Raw genomic sequence first — 25,513 nt, forward strand, 5'->3', positions numbered from 1 at the left:
TCTTTGGAAATGTGGATGCCGCCTATGGCTGATGATCTGAAAAATCGCCCCATTATCATTAAACGGAAAAAGGTTGTTGGCGGGGATGGTCATCACGGCGGTGCGTGGAAAGTGGCCTATGCGGATTTTGTGACCGCGATGATGGCGTTCTTTATGTTGATGTGGCTTTTGAACGCCACAACCGAGCAGCAGCGCAAGGGTATCGCAGATTATTTTAGCCCCAATGTTCCAATTGCCCGAATTTCTGGTGGTGGCGAGGGCGCATTTGGCGGTGAAAGCCCCTTTTCCGAGCTCTCCGTGGCGCAAAATGGCACAGGCGCGACAAATCGCCGACCCACAGAGGGGCGGCAGAGTTTGGGGGCAAGCGGCACAAACTTTGAAGACCAGCCCATGGGGGATCAGCATATGCAGGCGGCCAACCAGTTCCTTGAGGCCGCCGCCGCCCAAGATGCCGTGCTGGCGCAGGCCTTGGCCCATGTGCAGATGCGCGTCACGGATGAGGGCTTGATCATCGAAATCTTTTCGCGCCCCGAAGCACCGCTTTTTACCCCTGATGGGGCGGCGGGGGATATCCTGCGTATTCTTGCCCCTGTAATGGTAGAGTTGTTTGACATCGTCACAAACCCCTTGGCCCTTACGGGTCATGTGCGATCCGAGCCTGTCATGGTGGCCGAGGTGACGCGTTGGCACCTCTCTGCGGATCACGCGCAGCAGATGCGCATTTTGTTAGAGGAGGCGGGGTTTGACCCACGGCGTATAACCCGAGTGACGGGCTATGCTGATCGCCGTCCTGCGATTCCTGATCTGATGAGCCCCCGCAACGATCGGGTTGAATTGATTTTGCTGACCCGCCCCTGACAGACCCTGTGAGAAAATACACCGCATTTTAGATGTTAGGCGGATGTTAAGCCTCACTTCCCATCATAGAGGGAAATCACCCCAAAGGATTTGGGGCCTTCAAGAGACAGCAGCAGAAAGGCGCTTTCCCGATGACCATTTCTTCATCCCTCAACGCGGGTGTCGCAGGCTTGAACGTCAACGCAAGCCGACTGGCCACAATCTCGGACAATATCGCGAATTCTAGCACCTTTGGTTATAAGCGTGCAGTTGCGGATTTTCATTCCCTTGTCATTCACCAAGGGGCGGGCAGTTACTCGGCAGGTGGCGTGCGGGTGACGACCCATCGAATGATTGATCAGCGGGGCACATTAATCACGACCGACAACCCAACCGATTTGGCAATTGGTGGGCGTGGGATGCTGCCTGTTGCAGAGGCCACCCAATTGACCATTGCGGGCAGTCCGCCTGTTCTTTTGACCACAACGGGATCCTTCCGCGCGGATGCGGAGGGTGTTTTGACCACCGATACGGGCATGGTTTTGATGGGATGGCCGGCAAATTCTGACGGCACAGTGCCCACCTATCCGCGCGACACCTTTGACGGCTTGCGCCCTGTGCGGATCAACTCCAACCAATTTGCGGGCGATCCGACCACCCATATGGAACTGTCGGTGAACCTGCCCGCCACTTACACAATTGCCGATAGCGATGGCGACTCGCTTGTCACCTCTGCCGAATATTTCGACAATATGGGCACCTCGCAGAGCCTAGATATTACCTTTACCCCTACGGTTCCTGCTTCGGGCGCTTCGAACACATGGACAATGGTGGTGCGCGACAGTGCGACAGGCACAGCCCCAATTGGCGAATATACATTGGTGTTTGATAACAGCCGCGGCAATGGCGGGAACCTGAGTTCAGTGACCACAGTCAGCGGGCCAGATTATGACCCCGCAACAGGCACGTTGCCCTTGGTCGTGTCGGGCGGCCCGATTGAGGTGACGATTGGTGAACTGAACTCACCCTCAGGATTGACGCAATTATCTGATACTTTCGCCCGCGCGCCCGTGGTCAAGAATGGCTCGCCCGTGGGAAACCTCAATCGCATTGAGGTCGATAGCAATGGCTTTATGCATGCCATCTATGATAGCGGTTTTACCCGCACCATTTACCAAATTCCGGTGATTGATGTTCCCAATCCCAATGGCCTGATTTCTTTGAATAACCAATCCTTCCGTATCTCGCCTGATAGTGGATCTTTCTTTCTATGGAATGCAGGTGAGGGGCCCACTGGGCAAATGGTTGGCTTTTCGCGTGAGGAATCCGCGACCGATGTGGCCGGTGAATTGACCCTGCAGGGGGACGGCTCACATGGACGGGTGAAACAGAGGCAGGCGCCGCTTTGCCGAATGGCACCTATCGATTTGAGACGCGCGCCTATATCGAGGGAGAGGAGGTTCCAAAAACCGAACCTGTCCGCGTATTTGCCCGCATTCACGAAGCGCGGATGGAGGGGGATCAACTGCGACTTGTTATGGCAGGTGGGGTTGAAATCGCCGCCGATCAGGTTGAGGCGCTACGCATGCCATAAAGACGCCTATAGAAATTCAGCGATTGCCAAAATCCCCCCCGCCAAACCAAAGCCGAGCGCGCCATAGGCCACACGCTCCTTCCACCTTGAGACAGGCTTTGTGGGTTTGGTGTTGACCTGCGCAAGTAGCGCCGCCTCAGCTAAATCTGGCAAACGCGGGCCAAACCGCGCGAGAACCTTTGCGGTTTTCAAAAGGTCGGCGATTACGGCTTTAGGCCCAATGTTGCGGGCGATGTAATCTTCGACCACGGGCTTTGCCACATCCCAAATATTGATATGTGGATCAAGGGAGCGCGCAACCCCCTCAACAACAACCATTGTGCGTTGCAGCAAGATCAGTTCAGTGCGCGTTTCCATGCCAAATTTTTCAGTCACATCAAAGAGATATGACAGAAGCCGTGCCATGGAAATGCGGCTTGCATCCATGCCGAAAATTGGCTCGCCAACAGATCTGAGGGCTTGCGCGAATTGATCAACATCGCGATCGGCGGGCACATATCCCGCTTCAAAATGCACCTCTGCCACGCGGCGGTAATCTTTGCGAATAAAGCCCATCAAAATTTCGGCGTAGACGCGGCGCGTGTATTCATCGAGCCGCCCCATGATTCCGAAATCCAAGGCCACAATGTCACCCACAGGTGAAACTTTGAGATTTCCTTGGTGCATATCGGCATGGAAATAGCCATCCCGCAGCGCGTGGCGCAGGAACATCTGCAGCACGCGCGCGGCTAAGGCGCGGCGGTCAAAGCCTGCCGCGTCAATCGCCGCGACATCGCCAAGCGGCACACCTTTGGCCCAACTCATCGTCATTACCTGCCGTGATGACAGGCCCCATTGAATTTGGGGCACATCAAAGCCTTCGTCATTTGCCGTGTTGGCCGCAAATTCCCCTGCTGCGGCAGCTTCGATCCTCAGATCAAGTTCCTGCAGAACCACACCTTCGAAATGCTCGACCACTTCACGCGGACGCAACCGCCGCGTGGCAGGCGCAAGGGTTTCGACCAGCCATGCGATCAGGTAAAAGGCATCGATATCTTTGCGAAAGGCGCGCCCGATTTGGGGGCGTAACACCTTAACTGCAACCTCTTGTCCTGTCTCAGCCAAGGTCGCTTGATGCACTTGCGCGATAGAGGCGGCTGCGACTGGCTCGGAAAAGGCGCTGAATAATTGGTCGACAGGAATTTCCAATTCATCGGAAATGACCTTTTTGGCGCGCTCTGTCGAGAAGGGTGGCAGCTTATCTTGCAGCACGCGCAATTGTTGCGCCAATTCTGAACCCACCACATCAGGGCGGGTCGATAGAATTTGCCCAAATTTGATATAGGCAGGGCCAAGGGCCGTCAGCGCGCGTGTTACAGGTGGTAGGGCGGGGTCGCCGCGATGCCCCAGCCATGCAAACGGCAGGCCCAAAACCCGTGCTGCAATGCGCAAGGATCGCGGTGCCTTCAGCGCCTCAAGCGCCACACGCATTGCACCTGTGCGCTCGAATGTGGCGCCTGTGCGGATAACACGCCAAATATTATGTGGCCCGCGCATCGGTTAAATTTTCCAACCAGAATGCAGCGCGGCGATGCCAAAGCTGAGATTGCGATAGGATACTTGCTCAAACCCAGCGGTGCGGATCATCCCTGCAAAGGTCTCTTGATCGGGAAATTTACGGATCGACTCGACCAAATATTGATAGCTGTCGCGATCATTGGCGATCATCTGACCCATGCGCGGTATCACATTGAATGAATAGAGATCATAAAGCTTTTGCAGGCCCGTATTCGGCAATTGGCTGAATTCCAAAACCATCAGGCGTCCACCAGGTTTGAGGACACGAAACGCCTCATTCAGTGCATCCTGCACTCGGGTCACATTACGGATGCCGAAGCTGATGGTGTAGACGTCAAAACGATTGTTTTCAAAGGGCAGCGCCATGGCATCGCCCACAATCCAATTCAGGCTGTCGGCCATATGCGCGGCTTCAGCGCGCTTTTGCCCCTCGATCAGCATGGATTGCGTCATATCAAGCACTGTTGCCTTTGCAGAAGGCGCGCGTTTGAGAAAGCGGAAAGCGATATCGCCCGTCCCGCCCGCAACATCGAGCAAGTCCTGACCCGCGCGCGGGGCAAGCCAATCCATCATCGCATCTTTCCAAACGCGGTGAATACCTGCGGACATGACATCATTCATCACATCATAGCGGCTTGCCACATTGGAAAACACGCCATGCACCATGCCTGCCTTTTCATCCTCGCCCACGGTTTGGAAACCGAAATGGGTGGTGCGGCTGTCTTGGCTTTCATCTTTCGATGTCATCGGGCCTTGCCCTCCTTCTCAACTCCCCTCTCTTATAGGCAGCAAGGGCCGCCTGACAATGCGACGCTTGGAACAAGGAGTGAAGAATTTGCCAGAACTTCCCGAAGTGGAAACAGTGCGCCGTGGTCTGATCCCCGTCATGGAGGGGCAGGTGATCACAGAATTGCGCCTCAATCGTGAGGGTTTGCGTTGGCCATTCCCTGCCAATATGGCGCGGGATGTTTCTGGAGCGCGTATCCTGAGTCTGCGGCGGCGGTCGAAATACATCTTGATGGATTTAGATCGCGGCACGACTGTCTTGATCCATTTGGGCATGTCGGGGCGAATGTTGATTTCGCTGCCTGAAGGCGCACGCGAGACGCTTGCGCAGTTTGTGCATGGCCATCCTGCCCCTCAAAAACATGATCACGTTGTTTTCGAAATGGCACAAGGCGCGCGTGTCACCTTTAACGATCCACGCCGATTTGGTGCGATGGATTTGTTTGCGACTGCAGGTGAGGCGGATCACTGGTTGATCCGCGAGATCGGCCCAGAACCTTTGGGTAATCAGTTTGATGAACGCTATTTGGTCTATGCGCTGTCTGGGCGCAAAACACCGATCAAGGCGGCATTGCTCGACCAGCGGATCGTGGCGGGCTTGGGAAATATCTATGTTTGCGAATCCCTGTTTCGCGCGGGGATATCCCCAACCCGTCAAGCAGGTCGAATTGCACCTGCGCGTGTTGCGTCCCTTGTCCCAATCATTCGCGAGGTTTTATCCGAGGCACTTGAAGCGGGCGGGTCATCCTTGCGTGACTATCGCCAAGCAGATGGGGAATTAGGATATTTCCAGCATGGATTCCAAGCCTATGACCGCGAAGGCCAGCCTTGCCTCAAGTCGGGATGCGCGGGCGTGATCCGCCGTATTGTGCAATCGGGGCGGTCAAGTTTCTACTGCCCTGCCTGCCAAAGGTAGTTTCAACTTTTGGCTTATCCTGTTAACCCTGCCGCGAATGCGAACCTGCGAGGATTGACTGGCGATGGCCTATGAAACCCTGATTGTGGACATTGAAAACCATGTCTGCCTAATCAAGCTGAACAGACCCGATGCGTTGAACGCGCTGAACATTCAGTTACTCGGCGAATTGTCCAAGGTCATTAAATCCGCCAATTCTAATGATAAGGTTCGCGTGATCGTTATTACGGGCTCGGATAAGGCCTTTGCCGCTGGGGCAGATGTCAAAGAAATGTCCGAGAAAAGCTTTGTCGATGTATTCGCAGGTGATTTATTCACAACTGAGACTGAAGAATTACTGCGCTGTCGCAAGCCCATTATTGCCGCCGTTGCGGGTTATGCCTTGGGCGGGGGATGCGAATTGGCGATGATGTGCGACTTCATCATTGCAGCGGATACTGCAAAATTCGGACAGCCTGAGATCAATTTGGGCATTGTCGCGGGGATCGGCGGCACGCAGCGCCTCACCCGTTTTGTGGGTAAGTCGAAAGCGATGGATATGCATCTGACAGGCCGCTTCATGACCGCTGAAGAAGCAGAGCGGGCAGGTCTTGTCAGCCGTGTTGTCCCTGCCAAAAAATTGATGGAAGAGGTCATGGGTGCGGCGGCCAAGATTGCTGAGAAATCCATGGTTACTGTGATGGCTGTCAAAGAATCGGTCAATCGCAGCTATGAAACCACGCTCCGCGAGGGCGTTTTGTTTGAACGCCGCCTGTTTCATGCGCTATTTGCCACTGAAGATCAAAAGGAAGGCATGGCAGCCTTTCTTGAAAAGCGCGAAGCCCAGTTTCGCGACAAGTGATTCAGGGCTTCACATTCTGTCAGAATTCCCGTAATGCGCGCTTCAGACATGCGTGTGAGGCCCGCTTTGGCCAGAGGACCCGGTTATAAACCCGTGGTTGGTGCTGGACAGGCGCGCGTTGCATTTTAATTGATACGAGCCTGAGAGAAGGGATCAACCGATGGCAAATACGCCTCAGTCCAAAAAACGCGCCCGCCAGAATGAGCGCCGCTATGAAGTAAATAAAGCGCGCCGTTCGCGTATCCGCACCTACCTGCGCAAAGTTGAAGAAGCGATTGCAACAGGCGATGCATCTGTTGCTGCAGCCGCGTTGCGCGATGCACAGCCTGAGCTGATGCGCGGTGTGACAAAAGGTGTCCTGCATAAAAACACGGTTGCGCGGAAAATGTCGCGCCTGTCGGCCCGTGTGAAGGCGCTTTCGGCCAAGTAATATTGGGCTTTGACCTAATTATTATGACAAATTCGCCCGCTTCTGCGGGCGTTTTTTTTGGGAAAATCTTTGCCGATCAAGGCCGTTCTGCGGATGCATCAGATTCGGCTTTGAAAAAGAATTGTGTCAAGCGTGAAGTTCTATTGCGAGGGGGGCGCGACTCCCGCTAGCTTCGCAAGGTGATTCAGATTGTCTGGGGGGACAGCTGACAGGTGTAAGAACCAACGCGCGCAAATTTTTGTGCGCGGCGCAGGGTGGATTAATCTGCCTAAAGGTTGAGTGATGCCTTTGCGTTTCTACGCATGGTTATCGTTGTGACCTATGGCTTAGATGCCAAGCGTCTGCACCGAAGGTGTTTGTGTTCCCTCGAGAGGGTGACCGTATTTTTAAAACGGCAAAATAGGATCTCGCAAACTGCGGGTGGGCACCTTTTTTGCAAAAATCGTTTAAGACGGTTCACTCTCGCGGTTTGGGCGTTGCAAGCGGGCATAATTATGCCGTTGGACTTGCAATGGGTCAGGCAGATTTTCTGAAAACGTTAAGCGGGGATGATCCGCGTGGGAGTTGCCAGAACGGTGGTTCTCATGTGGCAAAATTAAAAATAAGCGTAGGTGCATGATGACGAACGACAAGTGGGTGGATGTGTGTAATGAACTGCAATCGGCGATTGGAAAGAATAACTTCAAATCTTGGATTGAGCCGATTGAGTTTGACCGCATCGATGCCCGCATCGCGCGTTTCCGTGTCCCCACGAATTTCTTTGGCACTTGGGTTTCGCAAAAATTTGGGGATGTAATTTTGCGCCACCTGCATGGCGCAGGGCTTGCGGTAGACCGCTTGGAATTCTTGGTGCAGAGCGCGCCCCAAACACCTAATGCACCGCAAACGCCTGCAGTTGAGGCGCCAGTGCAGTCTGCGCCTGACCTCTCGGCCGCGATCAGCGCCGATGCGGACATTCCTTTGTCTAATTTGAACCCTGCCTATACGTTCGAGAATTTTATCGTGGGCAAACCGAATGAGTTGGCCCATGCCGCCGCGCGCCGTGTTGCCGAAGGTGGCCCCGTGGCGTTCAACCCGCTGTTTCTTTACGGCGGTGTTGGCCTTGGCAAGACCCACTTGATGCATGCGATTGCTTGGGAGTTGACCAAAAACAAGCCCAATCAGCGCATTCATTACCTATCTGCTGAACAGTTCATGTATCGCTTTGTGCGTGCGTTGCGGGAAAAAGATACGATCGGCTTTAAGCAGATGTTCCGTTCGGTTGATGTTTTGATGGTTGATGATGTGCAATTCATCGCCGGCAAGAATTCTACACAAGAAGAGTTCTTTCACACGTTCAACGCTTTGGTGGAACTTGGTAAACAGATTATCATTTCGGGGGATCGTGCGCCCGTTGATATGGAGGATCTCGACAGTCGGATCGCCTCGCGTTTGCAATGCGGCTTGGTGGTGGATTTACATCCAACCGATTACGAATTGCGCCTTGGTATCCTGCAATCCAAACTCGAGACACAGCGCCAACGCTATCGTGATTTGAAAATCGCAGACGGGGTTTTGGAATTCATTGCGCATCGTGTCTCATCGAATGTGCGGGTGCTTGAAGGAGCCTTGACGCGTCTTTGCGCCTTTGCTGATCTGGTGGGTGCTGAGATCACGCTCGATCTGACCCAAGAATGCCTTTCTGACATTTTGCGCGCGACCAGCCGCAAGGTGACGATGGATGAAATCATCAAAAAAACCTGCGACTATTACAAAGTGCGTCCAGCAGATTTGATGAGCCCCAATCGCGCGCGCAATATTGTGCGTCCTCGGCAAATGGCGATGTATTTGTGCAAGAAATACACAACGCGATCCTTGCCAGAAATCGGGCGCAAATTTGGGGGCCGTGATCATACGACCATTTTGCATGGTGTCCGCAAAATCGAAGAATTGATGAGCACGGACAGCCAATTCGTGGAAGATGCAGAATTGTTGCGCCGTCTATTGGAGGCGTGATTTTCCGCACTAAGCCATGCCAATCGAAAGATTGTCATTGACCCCGACTGTGCCAATCGAAACATTGCTGATAAAATACTTGTGCTGCGGCGCAGAGATAGTAACCTCTGCGCCCCGCTATATGTTGGAGACGAGGCTATGAAATTTTCGATCGAGCGCGCGGCCCTGCTCAAAGCTGTCAGCCAAGCCCAATCTGTTGTCGAACGCCGTAACACGATCCCTATTTTGGCGAATGTGTTGATCGAGGCGGATGGTAGCCATGTTTCCTTTCGTGCCACTGACCTTGATATTGAGGTGGTCGACAAGGTGGATGCCCATGTTGAACAAGCGGGTGCCACCACGGTTTCGGCGGTCACACTGCATGAAATTACGCGCAAATTACCTGACGGGGCCTTGGTGCAAATCAGTGATGATGCAGCCTCGGGTCGCTTAATCGTTCAGGCGGGCCGATCGAATTTCTCTTTGGCGACATTGCCCAAGGAAGATTTTCCTGTGATGTCTTCGTCCGAATATAGCGCAAATTTCTCGGCCAAAGCGCCGGCGCTGCGCCGCTTGTTCGATAAATCCAAATTCGCGATTTCCACTGAGGAAACACGCTATTATCTCAACGGCGTTTATTTCCATATTGCCGAAGGTGAAGAGGGACGGATGCTGCGCGCGGTTGCCACAGATGGTCACCGCTTGGCGCGCGTGGACACTGAGTTGCCTACAGGTGCCGAGGCCATGCCGGGCGTGATCGTGCCGCGCAAAACCGTGGGTGAAATCCGCAAATTGTTGGAAGATGACGATGCGGTGATTGCGGTTTCCGTATCTGAGACAAAAATTCGGTTCGCTACACCTGAGATCACGCTGACCTCGAAGGTGATTGATGGAACCTTCCCAGATTATCAGCGCGTGATACCATCGGGCAACACCCGCAAATTGGAGGTGGATGCCTCTGAATTCGCCCGTGCAGTTGATCGTGTCGCCACAGTGTCGTCCGAGCGCTCACGCGCGGTGAAACTGTCCCTTGATGAGGATCGTTTGGTTCTGTCGGTGAATGCCCCAGATGCAGGCGCGGCCGAGGAAGAGTTGGCGGTTGCCTATGCGGATGAAAAGCTCGAGATCGGCTTTAACGCTAAATACCTCCTTGAAATCGCCAGCCAAGTGGATCGCGAGAACGCTGTGTTCATGTTCAATTCATCGGGTGATCCAACCTTGATGCGCGAAGGGAACGACACCAGCGCGATCTATGTTGTAATGCCGATGCGGGTCTGAGGCGCCGCGCGCGCCAAGTAGATTGAAAGAGCGCGCGGGATGAGTGCCTATATCTCGAATTTGCATCTGTCGCATTTTCGCAGCCATCGTGGTTTGCGGCTGTCTTTCGATGGGCGGCCTGTTGCGATTTATGGGCCAAATGGGGCAGGCAAGACAAATATCTTAGAAGCGATTTCGATGCTGTCCCCTGGTCGGGGGCTGCGCCGCGCCCCGTCCGAGGATTTGATCCGCCGCCCAGAGGTGATTGGGTGGCGCGTGGCGGCGACCCTGCAGATTGACGACACTGTGCATGAGATCATTACCCGCGCCGAGCCAAGCAGCCCCCGTCAGGTCGAGATAGATGAGAAATCCGCGCCCCAATTGGCGCTTGCGCGCCTTTTGCGGATGGTTTGGCTGGTGCCATCGCAAGATCGGCTTTGGATTGAAGGAGCCGAAGGGCGCAGGCGGTTTTTGGATCGCATTACGCTGAGCTTCTTTCCAGATCATGGTGAGGCGGTTCTGGCCTATGAAAAATCCATGCGGGATCGCAATCGCTTGCTCAAGGATCAGGTGCGCGATGCGGGTTGGTATGCAGCGCTTGAACGTCAGATGATGAGTGCCACAGAACAAATATGTGCCAATCGCAGCGCCGCCTTGACCCGCATTGCTGCCGCGCAAGAGGAGGCGAAAACCAGTTTCCCTATCGCAGATCTGACCTTGGAGGAGGGAGAGGGTTTTACCACGCCCACCGATTTGGTCACGTTGTGGTCTGATACGCGGTCACGGGACATGGCAGCAGGGCGCACGTTGGTTGGGCCGCATCGCACTGATCTTGGCGCAATTTATCGCGTCAAGGATGCTCCAGCGCGGCAATGCTCCACGGGTGAGCAAAAGGCCCTTTTGGTCTCTCTGATTTTGGCCAATGCCCGCGCGTTAAAGCAGGACACGGGCCGCGCCCCTTTGGTGCTGTTGGATGAAGTGGCGGCACATCTTGATGCAGACAGGCGAGCAGCCCTCTTTGACGAAATATGCGCGCTGAATGCCCAAGCTTTCTTGACAGGCACGGGCGCAGAATTGTTCATGGAATTCGGCGCGCGTGCGCAAGAGGTGCCGCTCGGAGTGGAAGCGGCCAATTAGGTAGGACAATGACAATAACGCTGGCCCAAATGGCGCTCTATGCGGGCGCGCTTTTCGTGCTTTTTCTCACCCCTGGCCCTGTGTGGTTGGCCTTGACCGCGCGCACATTGGCACATGGGATGCGCGGGGCGTTTCCCCTGATGCTTGGTGTGGCACTAGGCGATACTGCATGGTCAGTTCTGGCCTTGGTCGGGCTTGCATGGATTGTCGCAAGCTATGATTGGGTGATGGAGGCGCTGCGTTGGCTCGCTGTGGTTGTTTTTGTAGGTATGGGGGTCATGCTGATCCGTCATGCAGGCCACCAAATCAGCGCTGATAGCCGCCTTAATCGCAAAGGGGTCTGGGCAGGATTCATTGCAGGCCTTGCGGTGATTTTAGCCAACCCCAAAGCGATTTTGTTCTACATGGGGATGCTACCGGGGTTCTTTGATCTCAGCACGATTACCGCGACCGATATCGCGCTGATTGGGGCCATCTCCATGTTTGTGCCATTGGTTGGAAATACGTTTTTTGCGCTTTTTGTGGATCGTGCGCGCCGCCTTGTGACGAACCCAGTGGCGCTGACACGGATCAACAAGATCGCGGGCGGCCTGTTGATCTTGGTGGCCATAGCGATTGCGGTGTTCAACCGCTAAATATTGTGGCAAAGGCGTGACATTCCCACAACAACGCGTTATAAAACCGCATAAGAAACAGGCAGAGGTCCCCATGGCCGAAAACGCGCCCGCGCCGCAGGAATACGGCGCAGATTCTATCAAAGTTCTCAAAGGCTTAGAGGCGGTTCGTAAGCGTCCCGGTATGTATATCGGTGACACTGATGATGGCTCTGGCCTGCACCATATGGTGTATGAGGTTGTCGATAACGGCATTGACGAGGCATTGGCAGGTCACGCCACGCAAGTATCCGTCAAAATTCATGCCGATAATTCGGTTTCCGTGCGCGATAATGGCCGTGGTATCCCTGTGGATATGCATGCTGAGGAAGGCGTATCTGCTGCCGAAGTGATTATGACCCAGTTGCACGCAGGCGGCAAATTCGACCAGAACTCCTATAAGGTGTCTGGCGGTCTGCATGGTGTCGGCGTGTCGGTTGTAAACGCCCTTTCCGATTGGCTGGAACTGCGCATTTGGCGCAATGGCAAAGAGCATTACGCCAAGTTTGAACGTGGCGAAACGGTCGAGCATTTGCGCGTTGTTGGGGACTCCGATGGTGAAAAGGGCACGGAAGTGCGTTTTCTCGCCTCGCTGACCACATTTTCGAACTTGGACTATAGTTTCAAAACCCTAGAGACGCGTCTGCGTGAATTGGCGTTTTTGAACTCGGGCGTGAAAATCGTGCTTGAGGATGAACGCCCCGCCGAACCTTTGCGCAGCGAGATGGTCTATGAGGGCGGTGTGCGCGAATTCGTGAAATATATCGACCGCTCCAAATCAGGAATGTTGGAAGATCCAATTTTTATGTCGGGCGAGCGCGATGGCATCGGCGTTGAGGTCGCGATGTGGTGGAATGACAGCTATCATGAGAACGTGCTGCCCTTCACCAATAACATCCCACAACGTGATGGCGGCACGCATTTGGCAGGTTTTCGTGGTGCGCTGACCCGCACGATCAATCACTACGCCAATACATCGGGTATCGCTAAGCGCGAAAAGGTTAATTTCACCGGCGATGATGCGCGCGAGGGGCTGACCTGCGTGTTATCTGTCAAAGTGCCTGATCCAAAATTCTCAAGCCAGACCAAGGACAAATTGGTGTCCTCAGAAGTGCGCCCTGCGGTGGAGAATTTGGTCAACGAAAAGCTTGGCGAATGGTTTGAAGAACATCCCCAAGAGGCCCGTAATATCGTGGGCAAGATTGTCGAAGCGGCTTTGGCCCGCGAAGCTGCGCGTAAAGCGCGCGAGTTGACCCGCCGCAAAACGGCAATGGATGTGGCCAGCCTGCCCGGTAAATTGGCGGATTGTCAGGAAAAAGATCCCGCCAAATCTGAATTGTTCTTGGTCGAGGGCGACAGCGCCGGCGGTTCCGCCAAACAGGGCCGGTCGCGGCACAATCAGGCGGTTCTGCCTCTGCGCGGGAAAATCCTTAACGTGGAGCGCGCGCGCTTTGATCGCATGTTGTCAAGCCAAGAGATCGGCACGCTGATCACCGCGCTTGGCACAGGCATCGGGCGGGACGAGTTTGACCTATCAAAACTGCGCTACCACAAGATCGTCATCATGACGGATGCCGATGTTGATGGCGCGCATATCCGTACTCTGTTGTTGACCTTCTTCTTCCGCCAGATGCCGCAGATCATTGAGGCGGGAAATCTCTTTATTGCGCAGCCACCGCTTTACAAGGTCGCGCGCGGTAAATCCGAGGTCTATTTAAAAGATCAAGCAGCGCTTGAGGATTACCTTATCCAAATGGGCGTTGATGGCGCGGTTCTGCGTATGCCTTCTGGCGAAGAAATTGCAGGCGCAGATTTAGCGCGTGTTGTTGAGGGCGCGCGTGCCTTCCGCCGTGTTCTTGAGGCCTTCCCAACCCATTATCCCCGTCACATCCTTGAACAGGCCGCGCTTGCGGGCGGCTTTGATCAAGACCGCTTGAACAGCGATCTTCAGGGTGTTGCGGATCAAATCGCGGCGCGCCTTGATTTGGTCGCCGTGGAATACGAGCGCGGATGGCAAGGGCGTATCACCCAAGATCATGGGATCCGCCTTAGCCGCGTTTTGCGCGGGGTGGAGGAAATCAGAAACCTTGATGGTGCGGTTCTGCGGTCTGGCGAGGCGCGCAAGCTCTCCTCCGTCAGCGCCGAAACACGCGAGATTTTTGCAAAGCCAGCGCATCTTGCCCGTAAAGAACGCAACCAGATCATCCATGGCCCGACCGAATTGCTGGATGCCATTTTGGCGGAGGGTGAAAAGGGCCTGACCCTGCAACGCTATAAAGGTTTGGGTGAGATGAACCCAAGCCAGCTGTGGGAAACCACCCTCGATCCAGAGGCGCGCACCTTGTTGCAGGTCAAAATTGACGATCTGGCCGATGCGGATGACATTTTCACCAAACTGATGGGCGATGTCGTAGAACCCCGCCGCGAATTCATCCAAGCCAACGCTCTGAGTGTTGAGAATTTAGATTTCTAAACTTTCCTCCAAAGCCCCCAACTCGTGGGGGCTTTGGGTTATCCGTCTAGGCCCGAAGGGCCGAATTTTAGAATGACGGGAACCACCAGTTCTTCTTCATCTTGTAAATGTCGATCTAACAGACGGGACAGGCGGGCCATCTCTCGTTCAAGAGGGGCCATTGCATCTGGCCCTTTACCCGCAAGCGCGCCCGTAATCGCCCCATTTGCTGCCGTAGCAAAATCCGTCAACAGCGGATCAAGCGCGTGGTGGTCACGGTCAAGAATATCAAAACCACGTTCAAGTTTGGGCTCTTTTTGCACAAGCAACGGAAAATAATGCTGATCTTCGATCATGTGATGGCCGTGCAATTGCTCAAGAAGCATCCCACCAAAGCGCGACAGGTTGCGCGCAAAGTTTTGCGGATCATTATTGCGATCTAGCGCCTGTTGCACTGCATCGGTCAACATGGCGTCAAGTCTGCGGAACATAAGGTGGCGATCCAACCAGAATGCGACCAAGCCTCCAAAATTTGGATGCGCTTGCCATGTCTCGCGCGGGTAATCCTGCAACAGAATGCGCAGCGCATCGGGCAGGCCCTCGCGGTGGGCCAATGCAAGATGATCTATCTCAGTCATGGGAAACCTCTCATCGAAAAGGGCCGCTCTTGCAAGCGGCCCTTCGAGAAATCAGGAGGTGGGCGCGGTTAGGAAATCATCGCCCAGCCATTTCGGTTATCGCCCTTAAGGCTGCTTAAAGGCGCACCTCCATCGCTGTCCCGAACCCTTTCTCCAATACCTCTCTAGACACTGGATCACCTCCTTTCATTACGTTGCTGTTATCCAAAGGTTGCCACATATTTTGTGTTTGTCAAAAGTTTTTACGCAACCTGTGCCAAAACTTTGCGGGTAATCAAGCGGAATGGCACAAGTGCGATCAGCGCGAGCGCGAGCTTGACCAACCAGTCAGCAATGGCAAGGGATACCCACAGCGGCGCTTCGGGGCCGTGGCCCAAGATGGGCAAGATATCGCCCGCCCAAGAGACATCATTGGCAGGTTCAAGGAAGCTGAGGCTTGCTGAAAACGCGATGGTGAAGAACAGCGCGGTATCAAGGCTAGACCCAACCAAGGTCGAGACGACAGGCGCGCGCCACCATGCGCCTGCGCGCAGGCGGTCAAATATGGCCACATCCATCAACTGCGCCACGAGGAACGCAAGGCCAGAACCAAGAGCAATACGCAACGTCACCAATGGCCCAAACTCGCCCATGATTTGCGTGCCGATCAGAGAGCAGATCACGCCCGTCACAAAACCCGCAAACACAACGCGCCGCGCGGCTGCGACACCATAGACGCGGTTCATGATGTCAGTGACCAAAAAGGCCAGTGGATAGGTAAAGGCACCCCATGTCAGCCAATTGCCGAATAGAAACTGCACAAGGATATTTGAGGCCAAAACGATGGCCGCCATGGCAAGGATGCCAGGAAGATAGGAAGATTTCATAATGTTCATCCGTTTTGACAAGGTAGTCGGAGACTTGGCCCCGCGCGCATCGCGGGACAGGGCGCGCTCTATGCTGATTGCCCAGCTTGTGCAAGCGCTGAAATGGCTTCGGCCACGATGCGGCTGGCCGTGGGTGTCATTGCTGCAAGATTGATGCGGCTGTCCTCAACCAGATAAATCCCCCGCGTTTCGCGCAACTGACGCACGTCATTGGGGCTGAGGCCCAGCAGCGAGAACATCCCGCGTTGTTCCGCGATTTGATCTGCGAGGCGACCCATTTGGTGCTGACGCAAATCATTGGCAAAGCATTGGCGGTTCGCGTCAATCTCTTGGCGCATCGCCGATAGCTCGGCCACCCAGTTGGCACGCAGTTCGGGATCATCCAAAATCACTTGCACCACCCGCGCCCCATGATCTGGGGGAAAGGCATAATTCTGGCGATTAAGCCATGTCAGCAAGCCTTGCATCTCAGATTGAATGGCAGGGCTGTGGCATTGAGCCAGAACCGCACCCACGCGATCCCGATACAGCCCAAAGGATTTAGAGGCGGAAAACCCCACCAAAACTTCAGGGCATTCAGTGCAGATCACATCTAAACCCGCGCGATCTTGTTCTATCCCACTGCCAAATCCCAGATAGGCCATGTCAATCACGGGCAAGGCCCCGCGCTTGGCCAGTGTAATGGCGATCTCGCGCCATGTGTCTGGGGTTGGTTCAATCCCCGTTGGATTGTGACAGCAACCGTGGATGACCACGGCATCCCCTTGTGCCACTTGTGCCAGATCCGCCATCAGGCCTGCGTGATCCAACCCGCCTGTTGCCTCATCGCGGAAGCGATAGGTCTGAACCTGCAGACCCAAATAGCGCAGGATTGAGGCGTGGTTGGGCCATGTTGGTTCTGGCAGCCATACCGTCAGGTTTGGGCGCAGATATTTGAGCGCCTCAAAACATTGGCGCAACGCCCCCGTTCCACCAGGTGTTGCAATCGTGGCTTTGGCCCCGCGCGTGGAAAATAGCAACTCTTCGACCGCCTCAAGATAGGCCTTATCGCCTGCAAGCGAGACGTAGGATTTGCTGTTCTGTGCGTCCCAAATCCGCCGCTCGGCCTCTTTGACCGCTGCCATGATTGGGGTCTGTCCTTGGCCGTTTCTGTAGACCCCTACGCCAAGGTCGATTTTTTCAGGGCGCGGATCAGCTGCAAAAATTCCCATCAGACGGATGATTTTATCAGCTTCGGGGGCGGTCAGCGTTTCAAACATCATAGGCCTTTAGGCAGGGTGAAGCGATGTGTCTCTGTCGCGGGTCAGGATGCGACTGCGATCGTCGAACCGCTCAGCCACGAAACCCGCCGATTGATAGAGCGCCAGTGCACGCGGATGGTCAAGCGTGCAGGTGTTTATTGTGACGGATGTGACGCCTGCGCCATCCCATGCTTGCGCCAATGCTTGGTTCAGAAGGGCGCGGCCCAACCCTTGGCCAACGGCATTTGGCATAAGGCCAAAATAGGCCAGATCGCAGATCGGCGGGTCGGTGAAATCAAGCATGAAAAACCCTTGCGGCACGCCGCCACGTTTGGCGACCCACAGCTCGACCAAGGGGCTTTCGAGATAGGCGCGCAGTTCAGCCTCGGGGCGATTATGTTGATCTACCCATTCGTAATCGCGTCCCACCGCGTCATAGATCGCAAAAAAATACCAAAGGGGCGGATCCATAGCGCGCTCAAGCGTGATGTCTTGGGGCAGCGCGGTTTGGGTATCAGGCCGCGCGGTCATACGCAAAAAAGTGACGCGATAGGGAACCTTGGTTCCTGCCTTAATCAGGCTCATCCCGTCTCAACTTTCAGCTGATCGAATTGGCCCCATTCGGCCCAAGATCCATCATAAAGCGCATGATCGCGATGCCCAAGGATCTCTAGCCCCAAGGACAAAATAGCCGCCGTTACGCCAGAGCCGCAGCTTGTGATAATCCGCCGCTCCAGATCAACGCCTTGATCGGTAAAAGCGGCGCGCAAAGCCTCGCCTTTTTTCATGGTGCCATCGGAATTGAGCAGCGTGGCATAATGCACGTTCAATGCGCCTGGAATATGGCCAGCGCGCAGTCCTGCCCGCGGTTCAGGTTCCTCACCGCGGAACCGCGCGGGGCCGCGCGCATCAACAATCTGCCAATCGCGCAATTTCACGGCAGCAGCGACTTGGGTCACATCCTTGACCAAATTTGCTTGGCGTTGTGCGGTCATGTGGCGGTCGCGCAGGATTGGTGCCATATCCTCCAAGGGGCGACCCTCGGCCTTCCATTTTTTTAATCCTCCATCAAGAACGGCGATGTCCGTTTTGCCCATCAGGCGGAAAAGCCACCACACGCGGGCGGCTGAAAATATGCCCGCCCCGTCATAGACCACGACCTGATGCCCATCACCCACACCCATCGCGCGCATCCGCGACATGAATTTCTCAGAGGGTGGTGCCATATGGGGCAAGGCAGATTGGGTGTCGCTAATCTCGTCAATATCAAAGAAACGAGCACCGGGAATATGGCCCGCGTCATATTCCGCGCGGGCATCGCGGTTCATATCGGGCAAATACCAAGATGCATCCAAAATCCGCAGGTCAGGATCCGACAGATGGGCCGCAAGCCATTCGGTTGAGACAAGGGTTTTAGGATCATCAGTCATAGCAAACTCCACGGCGCGGTTGGTCAAGGCGACCTTCAAAAAGACCTAGCCCAAATTGGTGATCAGGCAAAGGGCGCATGACAGCTTACCCGTTTTGTTTAAGAATCCGCTGCTTTTGGCGGTTCCAATCACGCTTGGCGCTGGTTTCGCGCTTATCGGCGACTTTTTTACCTTTGGCGATACCAATCTTGAGCTTCACAATGCCACGATCGTTGAAATACATGACCAAGGGCACAAGGGTCATGCCTTCGCGTTGCGAGGCGTTCCAAAGACGCGCGACCTCCCGCTTCGAGCAAAGAAGTTTGCGTTTGCGCCGCTCTTCATGACCCCAAGTTTTGGCTTGGGCATATGGTGCGATATAGGCGGCCACCAACCACAATTCGCCATCCTCAACCGCCGCATAGCTGTCGGCGATATTGGATTGGCCTTGGCGCAGTGACTTCACCTCGGAGCCTTGCAAGACGATTCCAACCTCAAGGTCAGATTCAATAGCATAGTCAAACCGCGCGCGGCGGTTCTCAGCAATGACCTTGTAGTTTTTATTTTCGTCTTTCTTTGCCATATCGGCCCTTCTTGCCGATCAGGCGATCAGACCCGCGTGCTGCATGGCCGATTTGATCCGCGCTTTTGTCGCATCGCTCAGCGTGGTCAATGGCAGCCGCACCTCATCATTTGCGCGCCCCAACAGAGACAGCCCATATTTTGCACCAGCGACACCTGGCTCAAGGAAAATGGCCTCATGCAGCGGCATGAGCTTGTCTTGATATTCAAGCGCTGCCGCATAATCGCCGCGGAGAGTTGCCTCTTGCATCGCGGCACAGAGCGCGGGCGCAACATTCGCTGTGACGGAAATACAGCCCACGCCGCCTTGTGCGTTAAAGCCTATCGCAGTGGCATCCTCACCTGACAACTGCACGAAATCCGTGCCACAGGTAATGCGTTGCTTGGGCACACGGCTGAGATCACCAGTGGCATCCTTCACCCCGATAATATTTGGCAACTTGGCGAGTGCGCCCATCGTATCAGGCATCATATCCACCACAGAGCGGGGTGGAATGTTATAAATAATGATCGGAATGCCGACTTCATTTAATGCCTCGAAATGGGCAATCATGCCTCTTTGCGTGGGCTTGTTGTAATAGGGTGTTACCACCAAAGCGGCCTCCGCCCCCACATCCTTGGCGAATTGCACAAAGCGCAATGCCTCGACTGTGTTGTTGGATCCTGCCCCTGCAATAACGGGCACGCGCCCTGCGGCGGTTTTCACAACCGCCTTGATCACGGCCTCATGTTCTTCATGGCTCAGGGTTGGGCTTTCGCCTGTGGTGCCAACAGGCACAAGCCCGTGGCTGCCTTCAGTGATCTGCCACTCCACGAGTTTTTCAAGCGTGCCGAAATCAACAGCGCCGTTTGTGAACGGCGTTACCAATGCGGGCATAGAGCCTTTGAACATGACACGCTTCCTTTTTTCGTTTCTGGACAGATGATCTGCCTTGCCATCCCAACATAAGCGCAAGACCGCGCGGACACTAGCGATCTTCGACAGAATTGCCAAGTTCCTCTCTTGCAGATGTCGAGGGAAGATATAGCTTGGGGGTCAAAGAGGCGCATAATAGCGCCCGAGCAGGTTTTGACTTTTAAAATTTAGGGGTTCACCCGTGACAGGCGCGATAGGCACAGGACGTAGATGGCATAAGATCATTGTGGCCGTGGGTTTGGCTTTGGTCGCATTGGTGATGCCAATTCGCGCTGCGTTGGCCCAAAGCCCCCTCAGCGAGGCAATCGCGGCGGCAACAGAGCGCGATTTTGAGCGTGCGCGCGCGCTTCAATCGGGTCTGGCTGACGCTGTTGCCCGCGATGTTGTGCAATGGGTTATTTTGCGCGCCCAAGGGGGCACAGCGGCAGAATACCCCGATTTTCTAGAGCGCCGTAGCGATTGGCCAGGTCTGCCATATCTTCACCAACAAGGTGAGGGGGCCATGGCCGAGGGGGGCAGCCCTGATCAGGTTATTGCCTATTTTGGCGGTGCTATGCCCCTGACCACCGATGGGCTGCGCGGTTTGTTGGCGGCCCATGAGGCGCGTGGAAACAACACAGCCTATCAACAAGTGCTGCGTGAGGCTTGGGTGACCATGCCACTGTCCCGCGATTTGGTTGCAGATCTCTTGGCGCGGCATCGTTCGGATCTAGCCGCGCTGAATTTTGCGCGGCTTGATATGTTGCTCTGGGAGGGTGAAACCGCCCTTGCCGAGCAGATGATGGCCGAAGTGGAGAGTGGGGCGCGTGCCTTGGCGGTGGCGCGTTTGGCCCTTCGGGCTGGGCGCAGTGATGGGATCAATGCGCTGATTGATGCTGTTCCAGCACAATATGCAGATGATGCGGGGCTTGCTTTTGAGCGGTTTCGATGGCGCATGGAGGCGGGGCTTTGGGATGGCGCGCGTGAGATGATGTTGGCGCGCTCAACCTCGCAAGACGGATTGGGTCGCCCTGAATATTGGTCGTGGCGGCGTGCCTCATTGGCCCGCGATGTGATGCGCGAAGGGGATTTTGCGCAGGCCTATCAATTGGCCGCGCCGCATTTCCTCTCGCCCGAACGCGATGCAAGCGATTACGCGGAATTGGAATGGTTGGCAGGATATAATGCCCTGAAATCTGGCAATGCCGCCCGCGCCTTGACCCATTTTGAGGCTATGAGATCGGTTGTAGATTCACCCATTTCGTCAGGGCGTGCGGGCTATTGGATTGGGCGCGCGCATGAGGCCTTGGGCAACACAGAGGCGGCCCGTTCTGCCTATGCCTATGGCGCTGAATTCCAATCGAGTTTTTATGGTCAATTGGCCGCAGAGCGCGGAGGTTTCCCGCAAGATGAAGGGTTCCTAGGCCGCGAGCAATTTGGCGATTGGCGGCAGGCTTCCTTTGCGAATTCTTCGGTGTTTCACGCGGCGTTGTTGTTACATCAGGCCGGCGAGGGGGATTTGGCGGAACGCTTTATGACCCATTTGACCGAAAGCCTGAGCCGTGCCGAGGCAGGTGCGCTGGCCCAATTCGCGCTTGAACTGCGCGAGCCGCATTATGCGGTCATGATTGCAAAACGCGCGGCTTTGGATGGGCATGAGATCATGCCTGCCTATTTCCCCGTGACCGATTTGGCATCGGCAGATTTGGGGTTTGACCCTGCTTTTGTTCTGTCAATCGCGCGGCGCGAGTCTGAGTTTAACCCCACAGTTATCAGCCCTGCAGGGGCGCGCGGTTTGATGCAGGTGATGCCGCGAACCGCCCAATCCGAGGCGCGCCGACAAGGCATTGCTTATGAAGAGCAGCGCTTGCTGAGCGACCCCGCCTATAACGCGCGGCTTGGCGCGGGATATTTGCAATATCTTAGCGAAGATTTCGGGACGAACCCCGTGCTTTTGGCTGTCGCCTATAATGCGGGGCCTTCACGCGCGACCGCTTGGATCGAGCGATTTGGTGATCCGCGCGATCCCTCCGTTGATATTGTGGATTGGATCGAAGCCGTGCCTTTTACTGAAACGCGCAATTACATCATGCGCGTCACGGAGAGCCTTCAGATTTACGAGGCGCGTCTGACGGGGGCGTTGCAGCGTCCGCATTTGTCGGAACTGCTGCAACGGCGTTGATTTGCTCTGCTTTTTCTTTGGCGCGGGCGCGGAAGAGGGTGAACAACCCTGCCGCAACCACAAGCCCTGCGCCCAGTGCCACGTTTTCCCTCAGCACATCGCCGAAGATTAATATCCCGATGATCGAGGAAAACGGCATCTGCAAGTAGGCGAAAGGCTGCACGGCACTGGCTTCGGCCACCTCATAAGCGCGGATCAGCAAATAATGCCCAAGCGCGCCTGTCATGCACAAAAACCCCATCCAGATCCAATCGGTTGGGGCCATGGCCTCCCAAAACCAGATGCCAACTGCGGTCATAAAGATCGCACCCGTGATCCCCGTCCAAAAGAAACTGGTTGCCGCGCTGTCTTGGCGGGACACATAGCGCGTCAAAAGCCCATAGACCGCGAACATCAGCGCCGATGCCAATGGGATTAGCGCCTCAATGGCAAAAACAGTCACGCCAGGCTCCAAGATGATGAGGATGCCGATAAAGCCCGTGCCAATGGCCGCCCATCTACGCCAGCCCACCTTTTCCCCAAGGATTGGCCCAGATAGGGCCGCAACCAAAAGCGGATAGCACGCAAAGATCGCGTGGCTTTCGACCAGACCGAGAAGCGTGAAGGACAACACCGCCACGCAAATTTCGGCTGCTAACAGAATCCCACGGAAGGCCTGCAAAAAAGGTTGGTTGGTGGCGGCAGCCGCCTTGAGCCCGCCTGCCTTGCGGGCGGATATGGCGATGACGAATGCCGCAAAGAACCAATAGCGGATCATCACGACCATCATGACATTATATTCACCCGCCAAATGGCGGCTGATCCCGTCTTGAATTGCAAAGACGATGGTCGTGGCAATCATTAGGAAAATGCCCTTGCGGGTGTTCTGCTCGATCAATTCTTGCGCCCCTTCGTCATATGGCGTTTGCGGCCAAACCCTTGCGCCCTCGTGATAGAAAACCCCGCGCGCTCAAGGGCGCGGCGCACTGCGCCTGCGGCGGTGTAGGTCGCACAAGTGCCGCCCTGCTTGGTATGCTCTGCCACGGCTTGCATAAGATCATCTTCCCAAAGCTCGGGGTTTTTGGCAGGTGAAAACCCGTCAAGAAACCACGCATCTGCGACCCCATCCCATTGGGGTAATGTCATGCGCGCATCCCCGAAAACAAGCTGCAAAACGTAGTCAGGGCCTATGATTTGTGGTGGCAAATTAGGGCTTTGGGTCAGCGCGGCACAGGCATCGGCGGGCAAATTCGCGCGATGCGCCCCCCATGCGCGGGTCAAGTCATCACTTTGCAGCGGGAAGGCTTCAAAAGATGTGAAATGTAAAACGCCCGTGGTCTTGGCCGCGCGAAACGCGGCAAGGCTGGCCAGAAAATTCAAGCCTGTGCCAAAGCCAAGTTCCGCAATGTGAAACCCATCGCAAAACCGTTCGGGTAGGTCATTGCCGCTGAGGAAAACATAGGTGGTTTCCGCTAATCCGTTATCGAGCGAAAAGAACGGATCATCGAATTGGCGCGAGACGGGAATATCACCCGTCCGCCATTCAAGGGGATGTGGCTGGCTCTTATTCATGGCTTGCCTTAAAAGACCCGCGACATTGCGGGCTTGTGGCAAACTGAGCCTGTCGCCGAAATTTGGCAAGGGGCGAAATCATGCGCTACGATGTAACAGTTTTGGGGGCAGGGATCTTTGGGCTTGCCATTGCATGGGCCTGTGCCGCGCGCGGCGCAAAGGTGCAAGTCATCGATCCTAACGGCATTGGCGCAGGTTCTTCTGGCGGTGTTGTGGGGGCCTTGGCCCCTCACGTGCCCGAACAATGGAACGCGAAAAAACAATTCCAATTTGAAGCTCTTGATGGGGCAGCCGTATTTTGGGCAGGTGTCGCTGATGCTGCAAACCTGCCTTCTGGCTTTGCGCGGGTCGGACGCGTGCAGCCGATCATGGATCAGGCAGGGCTTGATCTGGCGCGCGCGCGTCAAAGCGGGGCCAAGACCCATTGGCAGGGCCGTTATATCTGGGACATCCGCCCTGCCGCCGATTATGCGCCATGGATCACAAGCCCCACCGCGCAGGTTATTTTCGACAGTCTCAGCGCAAGGCTTGCCCCGCGTCAGGGTTTGGTCGCCTTGGCCGCAGCTTTGCGGGCCAAGGGTGGGCAGATCGTCAGTGATGCCCCGCTGATGGGGGCCGTGGTTGAGGCTACAGGTGCCGCAGGTTTGGCAGAGCTATCCGATGCTTTTGGCGGGGTGGTGGGCGCGGGCCAAAAGGGACAGGCGGCAATCCTTGATGCGGATATGGGCCGCCTTCCACAGCTTTTCATAGATGGGGTGCATTTCGTGCCGCATGAAGGGCCGCAGGGGCGCGGGCAGGTTGCCATCGGGTCAACGTCAGAGCGCGACTTTAACGATCCATCCACCACGGACGCCAATCTAGATCTTTTGATTGAAAAGGCGCGCAGGCTATGCCCTGCTTTGGCAAAGGCGCAGGTCGTCACGCGTTGGGCGGGGCTGCGCCCCCGCGCCAAAAGCCGCGCGCCGATGCTGGGGCGGCATCCGCTTCGGACGGATCACTTTATTGCAAATGGTGGCTTTAAGATTGGGTTCGGCATTGCCCCCCGTGTTGCCGATGTCATGGCCGATTTGGTGCTAGAGGGGCGCGATACTATCCCCTCTGATTTCGCACCCGCTGTGTCCTTGCCAGCACAGGCCTAAAGCCCCGCTGCACGCCGCAATTCACCCATCAATTCATCAAGGGTTTTTTGCGCGCGCGCATTGATCAGGACCTCGCCATCAAATTGATCTGGCCCTTGCGCCAAACAGAGCTCGGGCCCAGTCAAAAGATGTGGACGAAATGGCGTTAGACAGAGGCGCAGCGAATATTGCGCCCGCTCGCCGCCTGCGCGCCCTGCTGCTGAAGACATAATCGCAACGGGTTTATCGCGCCACGGGTTGCTGTCGGTGCGACTGATCCAATCAAGCGCATTTTTCAAAACACCTGACAGCGCCTTGTTATATTCAGGGGTCGAGATGACCACCGCATCCGCCGCTGCGATTTGATCGCGCAGGCGGATCACCGCCTCAGGGATGCCTTGGCTGTCTTCAACATCCCCATCATAGAGCGGAAGCTGCAAATTCGCCTCAATAAATTCGGCGGGGTCAAAGCTCTGCGCAGCCGCGTTCATCAGTTTTCGATTGCTTGATCCTTTGCGCAACGCCCCGCACAGCCCGATTAATCTTCCTCTGGACATCTCGCACCCTTCTTCGTCTATGCTCCTCGCAAAGATAGTC

24 protein-coding genes are annotated in these 25,513 nt (G+C 55.4%); 12 read left to right on the forward strand and 12 right to left on the reverse strand.

Annotation, left to right across the window (positions count from 1 at the left end; translation table 11 throughout):
- Positions 1–24 precede the first annotated feature (24 nt).
- Together I3V23_09970 and I3V23_09975 are read left to right on the forward strand one after the other, a co-directional pair.
- Positions 25–858 carry a chemotaxis protein MotB gene (locus tag I3V23_09970; protein ID QPI84900.1) on the forward strand — a complete coding sequence of 278 codons (834 nt, stop codon included), beginning with the start codon at positions 25–27 and terminating at the stop codon, positions 856–858.
- Positions 859–989: 131 nt separating this feature from the next.
- Positions 990–2,498, forward strand: coding sequence for a flagellar hook-basal body complex protein (locus I3V23_09975; protein QPI84901.1), 1,509 nt, complete (start codon positions 990–992; stop codon positions 2,496–2,498).
- Here I3V23_09975 and ubiB read toward each other — a convergent pair.
- Together ubiB and ubiE are read right to left on the reverse strand one after the other, a co-directional pair.
- Entirely contained in the window at positions 2,438–3,967 is a 1,530-nt protein-coding gene (gene ubiB / locus I3V23_09980; protein ID QPI84902.1) for a 2-polyprenylphenol 6-hydroxylase, read from the reverse strand. The two genes, I3V23_09975 and ubiB, sit on opposite strands and share 61 nt — an antisense overlap.
- Positions 3,968–3,970: 3 nt before the next feature.
- Positions 3,971–4,735: a bifunctional demethylmenaquinone methyltransferase/2-methoxy-6-polyprenyl-1,4-benzoquinol methylase UbiE gene (gene ubiE / locus I3V23_09985; protein QPI84903.1), complete on the reverse strand. Its 765-nt coding sequence runs from the start codon at positions 4,733–4,735 to the stop codon at positions 3,971–3,973.
- 88 nt (positions 4,736–4,823) lie between these two features.
- Here ubiE and mutM point away from each other — a divergent pair, with 88 nt between their 5' ends.
- From mutM to gyrB, 8 genes are all read left to right on the forward strand, one after another.
- Positions 4,824–5,690, forward strand: a complete 867-nt coding sequence (gene mutM / locus I3V23_09990) for a bifunctional DNA-formamidopyrimidine glycosylase/DNA-(apurinic or apyrimidinic site) lyase (GenBank protein QPI84904.1) — start codon at positions 4,824–4,826, stop codon at positions 5,688–5,690.
- A gap of 64 nt (positions 5,691–5,754) precedes the next feature.
- A complete protein-coding gene (locus I3V23_09995; protein ID QPI84905.1) occupies positions 5,755–6,531 on the forward strand; it encodes an enoyl-CoA hydratase in 777 nt (258 codons plus the stop codon).
- Between the two features lie 160 nt (positions 6,532–6,691).
- Positions 6,692–6,961 carry a 30S ribosomal protein S20 gene (rpsT, locus tag I3V23_10000; protein QPI84906.1) on the forward strand — a complete coding sequence of 90 codons (270 nt, stop codon included), beginning with the start codon at positions 6,692–6,694 and terminating at the stop codon, positions 6,959–6,961.
- Between the two features lie 615 nt (positions 6,962–7,576).
- Positions 7,577–8,956 carry a chromosomal replication initiator protein DnaA gene (gene dnaA / locus I3V23_10005; GenBank protein QPI84907.1) on the forward strand — a complete coding sequence of 460 codons (1,380 nt, stop codon included), beginning with the start codon at positions 7,577–7,579 and terminating at the stop codon, positions 8,954–8,956.
- A gap of 138 nt (positions 8,957–9,094) precedes the next feature.
- Positions 9,095–10,213 carry a DNA polymerase III subunit beta gene (locus I3V23_10010; protein ID QPI84908.1) on the forward strand — a complete coding sequence of 373 codons (1,119 nt, stop codon included), beginning with the start codon at positions 9,095–9,097 and terminating at the stop codon, positions 10,211–10,213.
- Between the two features lie 39 nt (positions 10,214–10,252).
- Entirely contained in the window at positions 10,253–11,329 is a 1,077-nt protein-coding gene (recF, locus tag I3V23_10015) for a DNA replication/repair protein RecF (protein ID QPI84909.1), read from the forward strand.
- A gap of 8 nt (positions 11,330–11,337) precedes the next feature.
- A complete protein-coding gene (locus I3V23_10020) occupies positions 11,338–11,964 on the forward strand; it encodes a LysE family translocator (protein QPI84910.1) in 627 nt (208 codons plus the stop codon).
- A gap of 73 nt (positions 11,965–12,037) precedes the next feature.
- The gene (gyrB, locus tag I3V23_10025; GenBank protein QPI84911.1) at positions 12,038–14,455 is read left to right on the forward strand and encodes a DNA topoisomerase (ATP-hydrolyzing) subunit B; all 2,418 of its coding nucleotides are present in this window, start codon (positions 12,038–12,040) and stop codon (positions 14,453–14,455) included.
- Positions 14,456–14,493: 38 nt separating this feature from the next.
- Here gyrB and I3V23_10030 read toward each other — a convergent pair whose 3' ends face one another.
- From I3V23_10030 to I3V23_10060, 7 genes are all read right to left on the reverse strand, one after another.
- Positions 14,494–15,072 carry a hemerythrin domain-containing protein gene (locus I3V23_10030; GenBank protein QPI84912.1) on the reverse strand — a complete coding sequence of 193 codons (579 nt, stop codon included), beginning with the start codon at positions 15,070–15,072 and terminating at the stop codon, positions 14,494–14,496.
- A gap of 242 nt (positions 15,073–15,314) precedes the next feature.
- Entirely contained in the window at positions 15,315–15,938 is a 624-nt protein-coding gene (locus tag I3V23_10035) for a queuosine precursor transporter (protein ID QPI84913.1), read from the reverse strand.
- Between the two features lie 68 nt (positions 15,939–16,006).
- A complete protein-coding gene (locus I3V23_10040) occupies positions 16,007–17,197 on the reverse strand; it encodes an aspartate/tyrosine/aromatic aminotransferase (GenBank protein QPI86786.1) in 1,191 nt (396 codons plus the stop codon).
- A gap of 9 nt (positions 17,198–17,206) precedes the next feature.
- Positions 17,207–17,764, reverse strand: a complete 558-nt coding sequence (locus I3V23_10045) for a GNAT family N-acetyltransferase (protein ID QPI84914.1) — start codon at positions 17,762–17,764, stop codon at positions 17,207–17,209.
- Positions 17,761–18,609, reverse strand: a complete 849-nt coding sequence (gene sseA / locus I3V23_10050; protein ID QPI84915.1) for a 3-mercaptopyruvate sulfurtransferase — start codon at positions 18,607–18,609, stop codon at positions 17,761–17,763. The genes I3V23_10045 and sseA overlap by 4 nt, the downstream gene beginning before the upstream one ends.
- Positions 18,610–18,694: 85 nt before the next feature.
- Positions 18,695–19,171, reverse strand: a complete 477-nt coding sequence (smpB, locus tag I3V23_10055) for an SsrA-binding protein SmpB (protein QPI84916.1) — start codon at positions 19,169–19,171, stop codon at positions 18,695–18,697.
- 18 nt (positions 19,172–19,189) lie between these two features.
- The gene (locus I3V23_10060) at positions 19,190–20,062 is read right to left on the reverse strand and encodes a 4-hydroxy-tetrahydrodipicolinate synthase (protein QPI84917.1); all 873 of its coding nucleotides are present in this window, start codon (positions 20,060–20,062) and stop codon (positions 19,190–19,192) included.
- Positions 20,063–20,345: 283 nt separating this feature from the next.
- Here I3V23_10060 and I3V23_10065 point away from each other — a divergent pair, with 283 nt between their 5' ends.
- Entirely contained in the window at positions 20,346–22,247 is a 1,902-nt protein-coding gene (locus tag I3V23_10065; protein QPI86787.1) for a lytic transglycosylase domain-containing protein, read from the forward strand.
- On the opposite strand, the gene I3V23_10070 is transcribed toward I3V23_10065, so the two are convergent.
- Together I3V23_10070 and mnmD are read right to left on the reverse strand one after the other, a co-directional pair.
- On the reverse strand, positions 22,162–23,124 hold the full coding sequence (locus I3V23_10070; protein QPI84918.1) for a DMT family transporter: 963 nt from the start codon (positions 23,122–23,124) through the stop codon (positions 22,162–22,164). The two genes, I3V23_10065 and I3V23_10070, sit on opposite strands and share 86 nt — an antisense overlap.
- Positions 23,121–23,798 (reverse strand): tRNA (5-methylaminomethyl-2-thiouridine)(34)-methyltransferase MnmD, encoded by a 678-nt coding sequence (gene mnmD / locus I3V23_10075; GenBank protein QPI84919.1) that lies wholly within the window; start codon positions 23,796–23,798, stop codon positions 23,121–23,123. Before mnmD ends, I3V23_10070 begins: the two co-directional genes overlap by 4 nt.
- Positions 23,799–23,878: 80 nt before the next feature.
- Here mnmD and I3V23_10080 point away from each other — a divergent pair, with 80 nt between their 5' ends.
- Positions 23,879–24,937, forward strand: coding sequence for an FAD-binding oxidoreductase (locus I3V23_10080; GenBank protein QPI84920.1), 1,059 nt, complete (start codon positions 23,879–23,881; stop codon positions 24,935–24,937).
- On the opposite strand, the gene I3V23_10085 is transcribed toward I3V23_10080, so the two are convergent.
- Complete coding sequence (locus I3V23_10085; GenBank protein QPI84921.1) at positions 24,934–25,473, reverse strand: NAD(P)H-dependent oxidoreductase; 540 nt, start codon at positions 25,471–25,473, stop codon at positions 24,934–24,936. The genes I3V23_10080 and I3V23_10085 overlap by 4 nt on opposite strands.
- Positions 25,474–25,513: the final 40 nt, after the last annotated feature.

The organism is Rhodobacterales bacterium HKCCA1288 (genome assembly GCA_015693905.1).
Taxonomy (GTDB): Bacteria; Pseudomonadota; Alphaproteobacteria; order Rhodobacterales; family Rhodobacteraceae; genus M30B80.